The organism is Amycolatopsis sp. BJA-103, assembly GCF_002849735.1.
Lineage (GTDB): Bacteria > Actinomycetota > Actinomycetes > Mycobacteriales > Pseudonocardiaceae > Amycolatopsis.
Window position 1 is genome coordinate 6,340,571 of record NZ_CP017780.1, and the last position, 14,140, is coordinate 6,354,710.

Genomic DNA, 14,140 nt, shown 5'->3' on the forward strand with positions numbered 1-14,140 from the left:
GTCCACCGTAGTGGCGGTAACCCTACGGTCAACAGCTACTTCCGGCGGGTACGGGGCCCGGCTTTTGACCGGGCCCCGTACCACCAGGATCGCGTAGGCGAATGGTGAGAAAAAGCGGGCCTAGACCCTACTTCTTCTGCTCCCACTCACCGACGTTCCACAGGACACCGTTGTACGACTGCATGTAAGTGCGGTCGATGCCCTTGAACGCCCACATGGACGGGGTCTGGAACAGCGGCAGAGTCGCGTACTCGTCCGCGATCGCCTGGTCCGCCTTCTGGTAGTTCTCCAGCTGCACGGCCTCGTCGGTGGCCTTCACGGCCGCCTCGAAGGAGGAGTCGATCGTCGGGTTGGACAGGCCCTGGTAGTTCTGGCTGCTGTCGTCGACCCGGGTGATGTAGATCGACTTCTGCTCGGCCTTGAACGGAGCGGCCGACCAGCCGAAGAGCGCGACGTCGTAGTCGCCGGCCGCGAGACGGCCACCCTTCAGGAAGTTGGCGTCGGTTTCGTCGGTGATCTCGATACCGGCGAGCTTGGCCTGCGAGATCACGATCTCGACGGTCTGCGTCCGGCGGGCGTTCTGGTTGTGCGAGATCTTGAACGAAGCGCGCTTGCCGTCCTTGGCGAAGATGCCGTCAGCGCCCTTGGCCCAGCCGGCCTCGGTCAGCGTCTTGGCGGCGGCCTCGGCGCCGAGACCGGCCTTGCTGCCGTACAGGTCCTTGAAGCCCTGCTCGCCCGGCATGAACACGATGCTGTTCAGCGGGGTCGCGTCGGCCTGGACTTCCTTGAGCAGCTTGTCGGTGATCTCCTGGCGGTTGACCACCTCGAAGAACGCCTTGCGCAGCGACTTGTCCGCGAAGATCTTCTTGTAGTTCAAGTCGAAGTGCTCGAAGGTCAGCTGCGAGCCCGAACCGTAGGTCACGCCCTGAGCCGAAAGGCTCTTGAGGGTGTTCGCCGCGGTGGCGTCCGGCTGGGTCGACGCCGCGACGTCGATCTCACCGTTCTGCAGCGCGGTCGCCATGGCCTTGGTGTCCTCCATCGCCCTCACGACGATCTTGGAGGGGCCACCCTTGCCACCGATCCACTTCGGGTTCTTCTCGAGCGTGACGGCCTTCTGGTTGGCGTCGAACGCGGTGATCTTGTACGGGCCGGACGCCGGCATGTTCTCGGCCTTGAAGCCCTTGAAGTCGTTCGACCAGAACTTGCCGGCGGCGGTCAGCTGCGCCGCGTCGCCGGTCGGGGCCAGCTTGGTGATGTCGGGGATGTTCGTGTTCTTCTCGATGATGTGCGCGGGCATGATCGCGGTCGAGTTGAACAGACCCTTGTAGTCCAGGTACGGCTCGGTGTACTTGGTCTCGAAGGTGAGGTCGTCCTTGCAGGTCGCCTCGTTGATCAGCGAGTAGCCGGTGGTCGAGGCCGCGAGGAAGGCCTGCTTGCCGTCCGCGGTCTTCGCCTTGCCGCTGTGCGCCAGCCACGACAGGTACATGTCGTCACAGTCGAACGCCGCGTCGTCGGACCACTTGACGTTCGGCTTGATCTTGTAAACGACGGTCTGCGGCTCCTTGGTGGTGACCTCCCAGGAGTCGAACACGTCGTTGTTCAGCAGCACCTTGTTGTTGCCGTCGAGCACGTCGGCACCGGCGAGCACGGCAGTCAAGATGTAGGTGTTGTACGACGAGTTGGTGTCAGGCGTGTCGTTGTTGTAGCCCGAGTACCCGTCATCGATGCCCACCGTGACGGTGCCTTCGTACCCCGGGGTGTCCGCGAGTTTGAAGTTTTCGCCGTTCTGCGCCTTGCCGACCGCCATGCTCTTGATGTCGGTCGACGACCCGTTCTGGTCGGTACTGCCGCTGTCGCCACCGCTGCATGCGCTCAGCACAAGCGCGGAGGCCGCGACGAGCGACCAGGCGGAGACTGCCTTGGACTTCCTCATGAAGTGTGCCCTCCTAGCACTGGGCTCCTGAGATCGGAACAGGACCCCACACCGCTCCGGTGAGATGGCCCGGAGCCTATGACACGCCAAGCAACACTCATTTGGCGCACTGCGGGTGCACGCTAGAAAGGAAATGCACGAACAGTCACCAGTTACGGGGGGATCGTGACCAAAGGGTAACTTGCGGCTGACATCGAGAAATACAGTGGTTACCTGGAGGAATCAGTCGGCCACTCGAACGTGCCGGGAAAGGTCACCCTCCAGGGGCGAACTTCGACTCGAATCGGCTACTTCGGACCGCGCGTCCAGTTCACGGCCGACCCGAAAGGGCCCACCATAGGAGGACCTGCGGTTACTCCGGAAATACCAGAGCCGATGGCCAGGGTATCGGCCAGCTGGAACAACGGAATGGCAACATTCCGACGCCACAATTCCGGTTCCAGGGTCGAAAGCGTGTCGGCGACCGGCGTGGTGCCGGTCAGCGCGGCGTCGATCGACGGCTGCAGGGCCGGGTCGCAGAAGCCCAGCGGGTTCCCCGGGACGACGGCCTTGGTCTTCTCGGTGAGCTGATCGGGGCGGCAGCCGAAGGTGGACGCCAGCGCCGACGCGACGTCCGCACCACCGGTGACCTGGCCGATCACGGCGATGTCGATGCCGACGTTGCCCGCGCCCTCCGGCGTCGTCTGCTGGATCCCGTTGAGCACCGGCATGGCCAGCAGCGTCGAGAACAGCTCCCTCGGCTGTGGGGCGATCGCGTTGACTTCGATCCCCGCGGCCACCAGTTGCGCCGTCAGCTCCTTGGCGATCGTCGCGTACGGCTCCTGCTTGGCGGGTGAGGCGACGACCAGCGAAAGGTTCTTCCCGTTCTTGCGCCAGGTCCCGGCTTCCTTGGTGTACCCGGCGGATTTGAGCAGTTCCTCGCCCCTGGCCGGATCGGCCGTCGACGGCGGGCCGGGCGCGGGGATGGTCGACTGGAAGCCGGTGGCCGACGGGACGCGGACCTGGGCGTCGGCGCGGAGCTTGTCCGACGGGCCGCCCTCCGCCGCCTCGGTGATCAGCTTGCCCCGGTCGATCAGCGCGGTGACGCCTTCGCGCACCTTCGGATCCGACAGCGTCGGGCTCACCGGCCGCAGGAGGATCTGCGCGACCGTGGGGCGGGCGACCGTGTGCAGCTGGACCGCGGAACCGAGCTCGCCGAGCCGTTTGAGACCGGTGCCGTCGGTCCTGGTCATCACGAACTGGTCGTTGCCGCTGCGCAGAGCGGCCAGTGTGCCGTCCTGATCGGCCGCACGGAGCACGATCCGGTCCAGTGCGGAGGGTTTCTCCCAGTAGCGCTCATTGCGCTCCAGGACGACCTCTCCGCGCGCCGTGTCGAGGCCCTTGATCGAGTACGGCCCGGCGACGGCCGGGAACGTGCTCGCCAGCGCGCCCTGCCAGCCGTTCGGGGCGTCCTTGAGCAGGTGCGCGGGCAGGAGGTTGTTGAAGAGCGTCTGCCAGCCCGGGTACGGCTTGCCGAAGGTGACCTCGACGCGCTTGCCGCCTTCACGCGACTGGATGTCGGAGATCAGCCGGTAGCCTGCGGCGCCGATGACGCCGGGCTGATCGCGCATCGCCTCGCGGAGGTAGGCGAAGTCCTCGGCGGCGATCGGCGCGCTGTCGGACCAGGAGGCGTCCGGCCGGATCGTGTAGGCGACCGTGAACGGCTGCTGCGAGACGACCTCGGCGGACTTCATCAGGTTCTTGTCCAGCTCGAAGCTGCCGTCGTCCTTCGGGCGGAACACCGACGGGAGCAGCAGCTGCGACAGCGCGGACGTCACCTGGGAGGCGTCGGCGAGGTTGTGCGGGTTGTAGCCGCCGAGAACGTCGTCGACACCCACGACGACCTGCGAAGGCGCCTTCGTGGTCGAGGTGCTCACAGGGGAGGCCGAGGAGCTGACCACGGGTGGGGGCGGGGTGTTGCTGCAGGCAGCGAGGAGCACGGCCGCGCACGCCAGTATGGGCGCCGCTGTGTTCACTACCCGCACGCCTGAATCCTCCTGGTTTGTCCCTCGCCCCGCCGCCATAGAGCTACCACGCCCGGCACGGCCCTGACAGCGAGATTCCCATATCGGCCCGGCCGTCGCCCGACCGGATGCCGCCCCTCCGGTGGACGTCCGGGACCCCCGGGAGGTTCCTGCCCGGACCGAAGGAAACTTTTCGGCCGGGGCGAACAGCCGCCGGAACGCGCCGGAAATCGGTTCCGCGAGCCCGGAACATTCCGGAACGCCCGCCGGAATGTTCGCCACCGGACGATTCATGGCAAAACGATCGTGATCACTTCCCCCGTGCCGTTCTCACGTCGTTTAGCGAAGGGAAGCTCTCCGACGAGTCCTCATCGGACGCATTTAGGATCCCCCGTTTTCACGGCGGCGTTCTCGGGACCGCACTCTCGCGGCCGGGGGAAGACCGTTCCGGCGTTGTGAACACCGTCCAAAAAGGAGAACGACTTCGCCCTCGGAATTGTCGGGAAAGGACTCCTTTTCACAAGAAACACCCGATCGAATACGGTGCGTGACCGCCGGAACCCCGGAATGACGAAGGGGCGCTTGCTCACGGTGAGTGAGCAAGCGCCCCTTCGGCGCGTTTACGTCAGCGCGCGGAGATCAACCGCGGTTCTTGTTGCGGTTCCGCTCCTTGGCGCGCTGGTTGACGTCCAGCGTGACCTTGCGGATCCGGACGACGTCGGGGGCGACCTCGACGCATTCGTCGACGGAGCAGAACTCCAGGGCCTCTTCCAGGCCCATCTTGCGCGGGCGGGCCAGCGTCTCCATCACGTCGGCGGAGGACTGACGCATGTTCGTCAGCTTCTTCTCCTTGGTGATGTTGATGTCGAGGTCCTCGGCGCGCGGGTTCTCGCCCACGACCATGCCCTCGTACACCTCGGCGCCCGGCTCGACGAAGAAGGTGCCGCGGTCGGCCAGCTGGATCATCGCGTACGCGGTGATCGGGCCGGAGCGGTCGGCGACCAAGGAACCGGAGTGGCGGGTGCGGATCTCGCCCGCCCACGGGAAGTAGCCCTCGAAGACGTGGTTCGCGATACCGGTGCCGCGGGTCTCGGTGAGGAAGTCGGTGCGGAAGCCGATCAGGCCGCGCGCCGGGAGGACGTAGTCGAGCTTGATCCGGCCCGAGCCGTGCCCGCCCATGTGCTCCATGCGGCCCTTGCGTGCGGCCAGCAGCTGCGTGATGCCGCCGAGGTGCTCCTCCGGGGAGTCGATCGACAGGCGCTCGAACGGCTCGTGCAGCTTGCCGTCGATCATCCGGGTGACCACCTGCGGCTTGCCGACGGTCAGCTCGAAGCCCTCGCGGCGCATCTGCTCGACGAGGATCGCCAGCGCCAGCTCGCCACGGCCCTGGACCTCCCAGGTGTCGGGACGCTCGGTCGGCAGCACCTTGATGCTGACGTTACCGATCAGCTCCTGGTCGAGGCGGGCCTTGACCAGACGGGCGGTGACCTTGTCGCCGCCGCTGCGGCCGGCCAGCGGCGAGGTGTTGACACCGATGGTCATCGAGATGGCGGGCTCGTCGACGGCGATCCGGGGCAGCGCCTCGGGGTTCTCGACGTCGGCCAGCGTGTCACCGATGGTGATCTCGGGGATGCCCGCGATGGCGACCAGTTCGCCCGCGCTGGCCTCGGTCGCCGGGACGCGGGTGAGCGCCTCGGTGACGAGCAGTTCGGAGATCCGGACGTTCTGGATGGTGCCGTCCTCGCGCATCCAGGCCACGGTCTGGCCCTTGCGCAGGTTGCCGGAGTGGATGCGGATCAGCGCGATCCGGCCGAGGAAGTTCGACGCGTCGAGGTTGGTGACCAGCGCGCGCAGCGGGCCTTCCCGGTCCGCGAAGGGCGGCGGCACGTGACGCAGCAGGGTCTCGAACAGCGGGTCGAGGTTCTCGCTCTCGGGCACCGCGCCGTCGGCGGGCTGCTCGAGGCTCGCCTTGCCCGCTCGCGCGGAGGCGAACACGACCGGCAGGTCGAGGATCGCGTCGAGGTCTGCGTCCTCGATGTCGCCCGCCAGGTCGAGAAGCAGGTCGTGGGTCTCCTCGACGACCTCGGAGATCCGGGCGTCGGGACGGTCGGTCTTGTTGACCACGAGGATCACCGGCAGGCCGGCTTCGAGGGTCTTGCGCAGGACGAACCGGGTCTGCGGGAGCGGACCCTCACTGGCGTCGACCAGCAGGACGACGCCGTCGACCATGGCCAGTCCACGTTCGACCTCGCCGCCGAAGTCGGCGTGGCCGGGGGTGTCGATGACGTTGATGGTCACCGGGCCGTTCTCGGTCTCGCGGTGGATGGAGGTGTTCTTCGCGAGAATGGTGATGCCCTTTTCCCGCTCGAGTTCCCCGGAGTCCATCACGCGGTCGACGAGTTCGGCGCGCTCCTCGAAGGCGCCGGACTGCCGGAGCATGGCGTCGACGAGGGTCGTCTTGCCGTGGTCGACGTGTGCGACGATGGCGACGTTGCGCAGGTCGGGCCGGGTCTTGCCGGAATGGCGGCCGGCATCGACTGCGGTGGCGCTGGCTGCGGGCACGCGAAGGCTCCAAAGGTTTCAAGTTCGGGTGTGGTGCCCGCGCCGCCTCGAGTGCTCACTCACGCGATCGAGTAACGTCGGCCGACTTTGGCCATACGCAGACCACACCAGGGTACCTGTAGCCGAACTGTGAGCACCCCCACGCCCCAAGATCGGTTAGCCTCACCTAACGTGAAGGCGTCGCCGACGCAGTCCGACGAGGAGCTCGAGTGGGCAAGAAACTTCCCGACGACCCGCGCAAGCTCGTGCGCAAATGGATGAAGTCCGGCAAGGTCAAGAAGAAATGCTGCAGGTCGAAGTCACGGTGCGGAAAATGCCCCGTTCTCGCCCTGAAAAAGGCGAAGACGAAGATCGCGAAAGCGGCCTGACAGCGTCCTCGTGAAGATCGTCAGTGCACCACCGCCTCGTTGACCGCCCGCAGTTCCGGCGCGGTCCGGGTCGGCGAGAATTCGATCACCTCGTAGGCGGCCATGTGCTTGATCGAGAAGGGGTCGGTCGCGAGGATCGCGTCCAGCTTTCCCCTGGCCATGGGCCTGGTGATGATGACGCCGCCGACGCGGGGGTTCCGCCTGCCGGAGGCGAGGAAATTCCCGTGCTCGTACTGCTTGGTCAGCCAGTCGGCGTGATCCGGGAGCACGTAGTCGACTTCTTCGATAGGCGCGGTGTAGGTCAAGAGGACGACATACATGAGACGACGGTAGACCCGGATCGCCAATATGACGGGTGTACTGCCCCGGCCGATATGAAGTGTTGACGCGACGTGCCCGGAATGAGTGACGCGCGCCTTTCCTCCCCCGCAAGTAGTCCTCTCGATGCGGTAGTTAGATGCCGAACTACCGCGACAAGAGGACTACTTGCGGGACCTGGGTAGGATGACGGGCATGCGCGCGCAGAACGCCCAGTGGTGGCCGCCCTCCGGCGGCCCCGCAGTCCTGCGCTGAACCACACCAGCGCACCACCAGGCCGCCCCACCGGGCGGCCTTTTTCGTGCCCGGACCCTGGGGCGGCCCGAATCCGGAAGGAAGAAGGCAGATGATCAGGTTGTCCGGGATCACCCCGTCCGGCCATGTCCACGTCGGGAACCACCTGGGGGCCATCCGGCGCTGGGCGGACGAGGGCGGGCCGGACGACCTGTACTTCGTCTCCGACCTGCACGCGATGACGAACTCGCACAATCCGGCGAAGCTGCGCTCGATGGCTTCCGAACAGCTGGCCGTGCTGATCGCGGCCGGGATCGAGCCGGACCGCGTGTTCGTGCAGTCCGACATCGCCCGCGAGCTGGGCGCCCTCAACTGGGTCCTCGAGTGCACCTGCAACTACGGCGAGGCCGCCAGGATGATCCAGTTCAAGGAGAAGTCGAAGGGCCAGGCTGGCGTCCGGCTGTCCCTGCTGACCTACCCGGTGCTGATGGCGGCGGACATCCTGCTGCAGGGCGCGGGCGAGGTCCCGGTCGGCGAGGACCAGCGGCAGCACGTCGAACTGGCGAGAACGCTGGCGAAGCGGTTCAACTCCACTTACGGCGACGTGTTCACCATGCCGAAGGCGGTGCTGCCGCCCGCCGGCGCGCGGATCATGGACCTCGCCGTGCCGACGCGGAAGATGTCGAAATCGACGCGGGAGGAGGCCGGGGTCGTCTTCGTCCTCGACGAGGCCGACCAGGTCAGGCGGAAGGTGAAACGCGCGGTGACCGACGGCGGGTCCAAGCCCGCCTACGCGCCGGAATCCCGGCCGGGGATGGCGAACCTGCTGGACATCCTCGCGGCGTGCGTCAAGGAGAAGCCCGAGGTCCTCGCCGACCGGTACGACTCCTACGGCCAGGTGAAAGAGGCCGTCGCCGAGGCGCTCATCGAGGAACTGCGGCCGGTCCGGGAGGGCGCGCTGGCGCTGCTCTCCGACCCCGGTGAGCTGGAGCGGGTCCGCAAGGCGGGTGCCGTCCGGGCGGCGGAGCGGGGCGAGCACCGGCTCCAGTCCGCGCTGCGGCTCATCGGCGCGGGCTGAACGCGCCTGGATCCGGGTCGCGAGACGCTAGGAAAGGCCCGTTACTGGCAAATTTTGCCAGTAACGGGCCTTTCCTAGCGTCCGGCACCGGGGAGCAGGGCGTGCAGAGCCGGGAGCAGGACGCGGTCCGCGGGGAGCCAGTCGAGATCGTCGAGCTCGTGCGCGGAGACCCACCGGACGTCCTTGTGTTCCACCGCCCGCGGCTCGGCCCCGGCGGTGACCAGCGAAGCGGCGTAGATCCGCAGCACCTTCCCGTTCGGCAGCGGGACGTCGTCGCCGACCCGGCCCCCGACCGTCACGGCGACGTCCAGCTCCTCCTGGCATTCACGCGCCAAGGCGGCCTCGTCGCTTTCGCCGTCCTCGACCCGCCCGCCCGGCAGTTCCCACTGCCCGGCGTGGTCGGCGGGCCAAGCCCGCTGCTGCGCCAGCAACTGTCCGTTCCGCACGATGGCGGCACCCACGATCACCACGCGCCACACCCTACTGAGGCCGCGCCGCCTGCCAGACGATCTGGAACCGCGCTCCGCCATCGGGTGATTCACCGACGCGCACCCGGCCCCCGCGCCGCCGGACGGCCTCCGCGACCATCGCCAGCCCCAGCCCAGTCCCGCCGGAGGAACGCGCCCGCGAATCGGAAACACGGTAGAAGCGGTCGAAGACCCGCTCCCGGTGCTCCGGCGCGATACCCGGCCCGTCGTCGTCGACCACCACCCGCACGGTGGACCGCGCCGCCAGCACCGACACCACGATCTGCCCCCGCGCGTACCGGCCCGCGTTGCGCAGCAGGTTGCTCAGCACCAGCTCGACCTCGGCGTGGGTGGCCAGCGCCCACGCCGTCCCGACAGTGCCGCTCACGCGGATCTCCGGCGCGTCCGCGGGCATCCGCGCGACGGCCGCCCGGATCTCGCTCACCAGCTCGACGGGTTCCGCGGGCGGTACCTCCCCCGCGTCCGACCTCGCCAGCGCCAGCAGCCCGTCGAGCAGCGCGGAGAGCCGCTCCGCCTCTTCGAGGACGTCGGAGAGCGTCTCCTGGGCGAGCTCGGGATCGGGATTGGTGACGGCGACCTCGGCCTGCACACGGATCGACGCGACCGGCGAGCGGAGCTCGTGCGCGGCGTCCCCGGTGAACCGCCGCAGCCGGTCGGCGCCTTCCTCTTGCCGCGCCAGCAGGGCGTTGAACTCCTCGGCCAGCGCGCGGAGTTCGTCATGCGAATCCGGCAGCGGGAGCCGCGCTCCCGGCGGGAGCGCCCGCACCGACCCGCGCATCCGCGCCACCGGCCGCAGCGCGAACCGCACCAGCAGCCAGGTCGCGATCCCGGCCCCCACCGCGCCCAAGGACGCGACCGCGAACAGCCACAGCCCACCGGAGTGCACAGCGGTCGCGAAGCCGACCAAGCCCGCGCCCACGACGACGATCCGTTGCTGCCCGTCGGGCGCGGTGACCACGGTGCCCGCCCAGCGCCAGCTGTGCTCACCGCCGGTCGTGACCGATTCCCCCGCCTTCAGCGCGCGAACTTCCGTGGGGCCGAGGTTCGCGGGTGGCAGGCCGTCCACCGGGCCGCCACCGGTGTCGAGGACACGGACGGTGACCGCCGAGGCCGTCGGCCGCCGCCCTGCCGAGACATCGGCCTTCGCGGTCTCGAGCTGGGCGCTCAGTTCGTCGTCGACCGAGCCGATGAGCAACGGCTGGAGATTGTCCCCGGCGACCGCCGCCAGCCCGAGCAGGAACCCGAGCGTGACCGCGGCCGTGAGCAGGGTGATCCGGACCTGGAGCGAACGGCGGCGCCACCAAGACGGCGAGCCGATCACCCCTGTCCCGCCGGGGCGATCACTTCATCGAGCTGCGCGTCCGAGGCCAAATATCCGTGCCCCCGCACGGTCCGGACCAGGGCGCCCGCTCCGACGGCGTCGAGTTTGCGCCGCACGTAGCCGACGTAGACCTCGACGACGTTGCGGGTCGCGGCCTGTTCGTCACCCCAGACGGCGCGCAGCAGCTCGTCCTTGGTGACCACCGTTCCCGCGCGGCCCGCCAGTACCTCCAGCAGGGCGAACTCGCGCGGGCTGAACGCCACCTCGATGCCGTCGTAGCGGACCTGCCGCAGGCTCCGGTCGACTTCGAGCGCGCCGATCCGCAGCGGCCCGCGGATCGCGTCCGGTGTGGCCCGCCGCAGCACCGCGCGCACCTGCGCGACCAGGACGACGAACGAGAACGGCTTCACGAGGTAGCCGTCGGCGCCGAGGTCGAGGCCGTCGGCCTGGTCGACCTCGCCGTCCTTCGCCGAGATCATCAGCACCGGCGTGGTGACGCCGAGCGCCCGCAGCCGTTCGAGCACGCGGTAGCCGGAGAGACCCGGGAGCATGATGTCGAGCAGCACGACGTCGAAGGAACCCGTCTGCGCGAGCCGCAGGCCGCTGGGCCCGTCGGCCGCGGTGACCACGTCCATGTCCTCGGCGCGCAGCCCGCGCTGCAGTGCCTTGCGCACGCCGGGTTCGTCGTCGACCACCAGTACTCGAGGTTTCACGTCCTTCATCATTCACGCTTTCACCAGCTCACGCGCGAGCTCTCAGCGCCATCTCAGCTCCGACGGCGGAGCCTGAGTGGTATCTCAGCGTTTCCGGGGAAGCGTTGTCGCCAAGACCCGAGCACACTGGGGCCCGGGGAAACAGGGAGAGACAGCATGGATCCGAAGAGGAAGGCCATCACCGCGGCGGTGGTGGGAACGGCACTGGGCGTCGGCGGGCTCGCCGTCGTCGCGATGCCGGCCACCGCGGGTGACGCTCCGGTCTTGCCGCAGATCAGCGCCGAAGAGCTGGTGCAGTCCACGCTCAACGCGAAGCCCGCCGCGTTCGACGGGAAGGTCAAGGTCAACAACGACCTCGGCCTGCCGCAGATCGGCAGCACGCTGCCGGGGGCGTCCGCGCTGAGCATCGACTCGGCGCAGATCTCGACCGACGGCGCGGGCAAGAGCAAGGTGTCGCTCACCGAGGGCTCCAGCCAGCAGACCATCGTCCGGAACGGCCAGTCCGTCTGGGAGTACAACTCCAAGGACAACTCCGCGACCAAGGTGACCATCCCGGCCGGCCTGGCCAAGGAGCACCAGAACAAGGTCGAGGGCCAGGCCGTCGACCCGGCCACGGTGGCTTCGGAGCTGCTCGGCAAGGTGCGCGAGAGCAGCACGATCGCCGTCGACGGGACGTCCTCGGTGGCGAGCCGGTCGGCGTACGAGCTGGTGCTGACCCCGAAGCCGACCGAGCGGACGCTCCTGCGGGAGATCCGGGTCGCGATCGACGAGCAGACCCGGCTGCCGCTGCGGCTGACGGTGCTGGCCAACGGCACCTCCTCGCCGGCGTTCGAGGTTTCGTTCAGCGAGATCAACTTCGCGAACCAGCCCGCGTCGAACTTCGAGTTCACCCCGCCGAAGGGCGCGAAGGTGACCGAGAAGACCGCCGAGGTCGACCCGAAGAACCGTGAGCTGGCCGAGCAGGCGAAGTCCGAGGTCAAGGTCGTCGGCGACGGCTGGGACACCGCGATCACCGGCAAGATCCCGGCCGACGCGCTGGCCAAGGCCGGTTCCGCGAAGGACGAGGAAGGCCGTCAGGTCGACCCGAAGGCGCTGCTTTCGCGGTTCGCCAAGCCGGTCAGCGGCGCTTGGGGCAGCGGCTGGCTGGTGACCACCAAGGTCGGCACCGGCGTGCTGACCGACGACGGCCGCTACGCCATCGGCGCGGTGCCGGAGCAGGTTCTCTTCGAGGCATTGGCCGCGAAGTGACCACCACGTTCGAAGCCGGGACGGGCGTCTCTCAGGAGGCGTCCGCCCCGGCGGTACCCATGGCGGCCCGAACCAGGGGCCTGCGCAAGGTCTACGGCCGCACGGTGGCCGTGGACCACGTCGACCTCGACGTTCCCGAAGGCGCCGTGCTGGGGATGCTCGGCCCCAACGGTTCGGGCAAGACGACGACCATCCGGATGCTGCTCGGTCTGGTGCGCCCCACCGAGGGCGAGGTCGAACTCTTCGGCAAGAAGATGCCCGACGAGGCGGCGCACGCGCTGCCCGACGTCGGCGCGCTGGTCGAAGGACCGGGCTTCCACCCTTTTCTTTCCGGGCGGGAAAACCTGCTGCGCGTGGCCGCGGCCGAACCGAGGCTGGCCGCGGCCGGGATCCCCGGCGCGGTCGACGCGGCGCTCGAGCGCGTCGGCCTGACCGACGCCTCGAACCGGCGCTACAAGGGGTATTCGCTGGGGATGAAGCAGCGGATGGGGCTGGCGAGCGCGCTGCTCGTGCCGCGGCGGATGGTCGTGCTCGACGAACCGACCAACGGTCTCGATCCGGCCGGTACCAGGGAGATCCGCCGGATCATCGAGGAACTGCACGCCGACGGCGTCACCGTGCTGGTGTCTTCGCATCTGCTGGCCGAGGTCGAGGCGACCTGCACGCACGTCGCGGTGCTCCAGTCGGGGAACGTGATCGCCCAGGGCGAGCTCACGGAACTGCTGGAGTCGGGGAACGCGGCGCTGCTGGTGCGGACGCCGGACGCCGAGCTCGCGGTGGAAACGTTGCGGGAGAACAGGATCGGCAGCAGGCTCACGCCGGACGGCGTCCGCGTGGACCTCACCGCCGCCGAAGCTCCCGACGTGCTGCGTCACCTGGTGACGGCCGGGGTGGCCGTGCACGAGGCGGCGAGGGCGCGGACCGGACTGGAAGACCTGTTCGCCCGGCTGACCCAGCCGGAATCCACTGTAGACGGTGAGGGGGAGTCGTGACCCACGCTCTGGCCGCGGCACCCGCGGCACGGACCGGCCAGGACAGTGTCGGCCTGCTCCGGTTGTACCGCGCCGAACTGCGCTGGATCTTCCGGCGGCCCCGCACGCTGGCCGTGCTGGGGCTGCTCGCGCTGATCCCGATCGTGATCGGGGTCGCGCTCACACTGGTCGACCCGGCGGAGGCGAACGGTGGTGGCGGCGGCGGGGACGGCGCGCTGCTCGCGTCCGCGATGAGCAACGGGTTCATCCTGCCGGTCGCGGCCTTGACGATGACGCTGGGGCTGCTGCTCCCGCTCGCTTCGGCGATGGCCGGGGCGGACGCGATCGCGGGCGAAGCGGCGCACGGAACGCTGCGGGGCTGGCTGATCGCCCCGGTCGGCCGGGGCAGGCTGCTCGCGATCAAGGCGTTCGGCGTCGCGACGGTTTCGACGATCGCCGTACTGGCCATGACGTTCACCGGGTTCGTCACCGGGCTGATCATCAGCGGCGCCGACTCGATGTTCACCCTCACCGGCTCGACGCTGAGCGTCTGGGACGCGCTGGGCCGCATCCTCCTCGTGGCCGCGTGGGTGGTCCTGCAACTCTGGGCGATCGGGGCGGTCGCGCTCGCGATCTCCGCGTTCACCGAACACCCGATGCTGGTCGTCGCCTCGGTGCTGGCCGGGACGATCGTGTTCACCATCCTCGGTTTCCTGGACGCGGTTTCGTGGCTGCATCCGTTCCTGCTCAACCAGGACTGGACGCAAGCACCGGCTTCGGTGCTGATGGATCCGATCGACACGACGATGCTCGGCGAAGGCGCGCTGCGCGCCGCTTGCTACATCGCCATCGGGCTCTCGATCGCCTACGCGCGCCTCACCACCCGCGACGGCTGAGAAGCGG

At 68.6% G+C, this 14,140-nt stretch carries 12 protein-coding genes; 5 read left to right on the top strand and 7 right to left on the bottom strand.

Going from position 1 to position 14,140, the window contains the following annotated elements:
* Window positions 1-127: 127 nt before the first annotated feature.
* From BKN51_RS27885 to typA, 3 genes are all read right to left on the bottom strand, one after another.
* A complete protein-coding gene (locus tag BKN51_RS27885) occupies window positions 128-1,933 on the bottom strand; it encodes an ABC transporter family substrate-binding protein (protein ID WP_101610465.1) in 1,806 nt (601 codons plus the stop codon).
* A 287-nt stretch (window positions 1,934-2,220) separates the two neighbouring features.
* Entirely contained in the window at window positions 2,221-3,930 is a 1,710-nt protein-coding gene (locus tag BKN51_RS27890; RefSeq protein ID WP_369862239.1) for an ABC transporter family substrate-binding protein, read from the bottom strand.
* A gap of 645 nt (window positions 3,931-4,575) precedes the next feature.
* The gene (typA, locus tag BKN51_RS27895) at window positions 4,576-6,498 is read right to left on the bottom strand and encodes a translational GTPase TypA (protein ID WP_101610467.1); all 1,923 of its coding nucleotides are present in this window, start codon (window positions 6,496-6,498) and stop codon (window positions 4,576-4,578) included.
* Between the two features lie 209 nt (window positions 6,499-6,707).
* On the opposite strand from typA, the gene BKN51_RS43620 reads away from it, so the two are divergent.
* On the top strand, window positions 6,708-6,866 hold the full coding sequence (locus BKN51_RS43620) for a hypothetical protein (protein WP_168214406.1): 159 nt from the start codon (window positions 6,708-6,710) through the stop codon (window positions 6,864-6,866).
* A gap of 20 nt (window positions 6,867-6,886) precedes the next feature.
* Here the strand turns inward: BKN51_RS43620 and BKN51_RS27900 are convergent, their stop codons facing one another.
* A complete protein-coding gene (locus tag BKN51_RS27900) occupies window positions 6,887-7,186 on the bottom strand; it encodes a YciI family protein (protein ID WP_101613497.1) in 300 nt (99 codons plus the stop codon).
* A gap of 344 nt (window positions 7,187-7,530) precedes the next feature.
* Between BKN51_RS27900 and trpS the strand changes: the two genes are divergently transcribed.
* On the top strand, window positions 7,531-8,496 hold the full coding sequence (gene trpS, locus BKN51_RS27905) for a tryptophan--tRNA ligase (protein ID WP_101610468.1): 966 nt from the start codon (window positions 7,531-7,533) through the stop codon (window positions 8,494-8,496).
* Window positions 8,497-8,570: 74 nt separating this feature from the next.
* Here trpS and BKN51_RS27910 read toward each other — a convergent pair whose 3' ends face one another.
* The 3 genes from BKN51_RS27910 to BKN51_RS27920 are packed head-to-tail and all read right to left on the bottom strand — an operon-like array spanning window position 8,571 to window position 11,030.
* The gene (locus BKN51_RS27910) at window positions 8,571-8,966 is read right to left on the bottom strand and encodes a (deoxy)nucleoside triphosphate pyrophosphohydrolase (protein ID WP_101613498.1); all 396 of its coding nucleotides are present in this window, start codon (window positions 8,964-8,966) and stop codon (window positions 8,571-8,573) included.
* A gap of 10 nt (window positions 8,967-8,976) precedes the next feature.
* A complete protein-coding gene (locus tag BKN51_RS27915; RefSeq protein ID WP_101610469.1) occupies window positions 8,977-10,305 on the bottom strand; it encodes an ATP-binding protein in 1,329 nt (442 codons plus the stop codon).
* On the bottom strand, window positions 10,302-11,030 hold the full coding sequence (locus tag BKN51_RS27920; protein ID WP_101610470.1) for a response regulator transcription factor: 729 nt from the start codon (window positions 11,028-11,030) through the stop codon (window positions 10,302-10,304). Before BKN51_RS27920 ends, BKN51_RS27915 begins: the two co-directional genes overlap by 4 nt.
* Window positions 11,031-11,174: 144 nt before the next feature.
* Here BKN51_RS27920 and BKN51_RS27925 point away from each other — a divergent pair, with 144 nt between their 5' ends.
* The 3 genes from BKN51_RS27925 to BKN51_RS27935 are packed head-to-tail and all read left to right on the top strand — an operon-like array spanning window position 11,175 to window position 14,133.
* The gene (locus tag BKN51_RS27925; RefSeq protein WP_101610471.1) at window positions 11,175-12,266 is read left to right on the top strand and encodes a LolA family protein; all 1,092 of its coding nucleotides are present in this window, start codon (window positions 11,175-11,177) and stop codon (window positions 12,264-12,266) included.
* Window positions 12,263-13,258, top strand: coding sequence for an ABC transporter ATP-binding protein (locus BKN51_RS27930; protein WP_101610472.1), 996 nt, complete (start codon window positions 12,263-12,265; stop codon window positions 13,256-13,258). Before BKN51_RS27925 ends, BKN51_RS27930 begins: the two co-directional genes overlap by 4 nt.
* A complete protein-coding gene (locus tag BKN51_RS27935) occupies window positions 13,255-14,133 on the top strand; it encodes an ABC transporter permease (protein ID WP_101610473.1) in 879 nt (292 codons plus the stop codon). Before BKN51_RS27930 ends, BKN51_RS27935 begins: the two co-directional genes overlap by 4 nt.
* Window positions 14,134-14,140 lie beyond the last annotated feature (7 nt).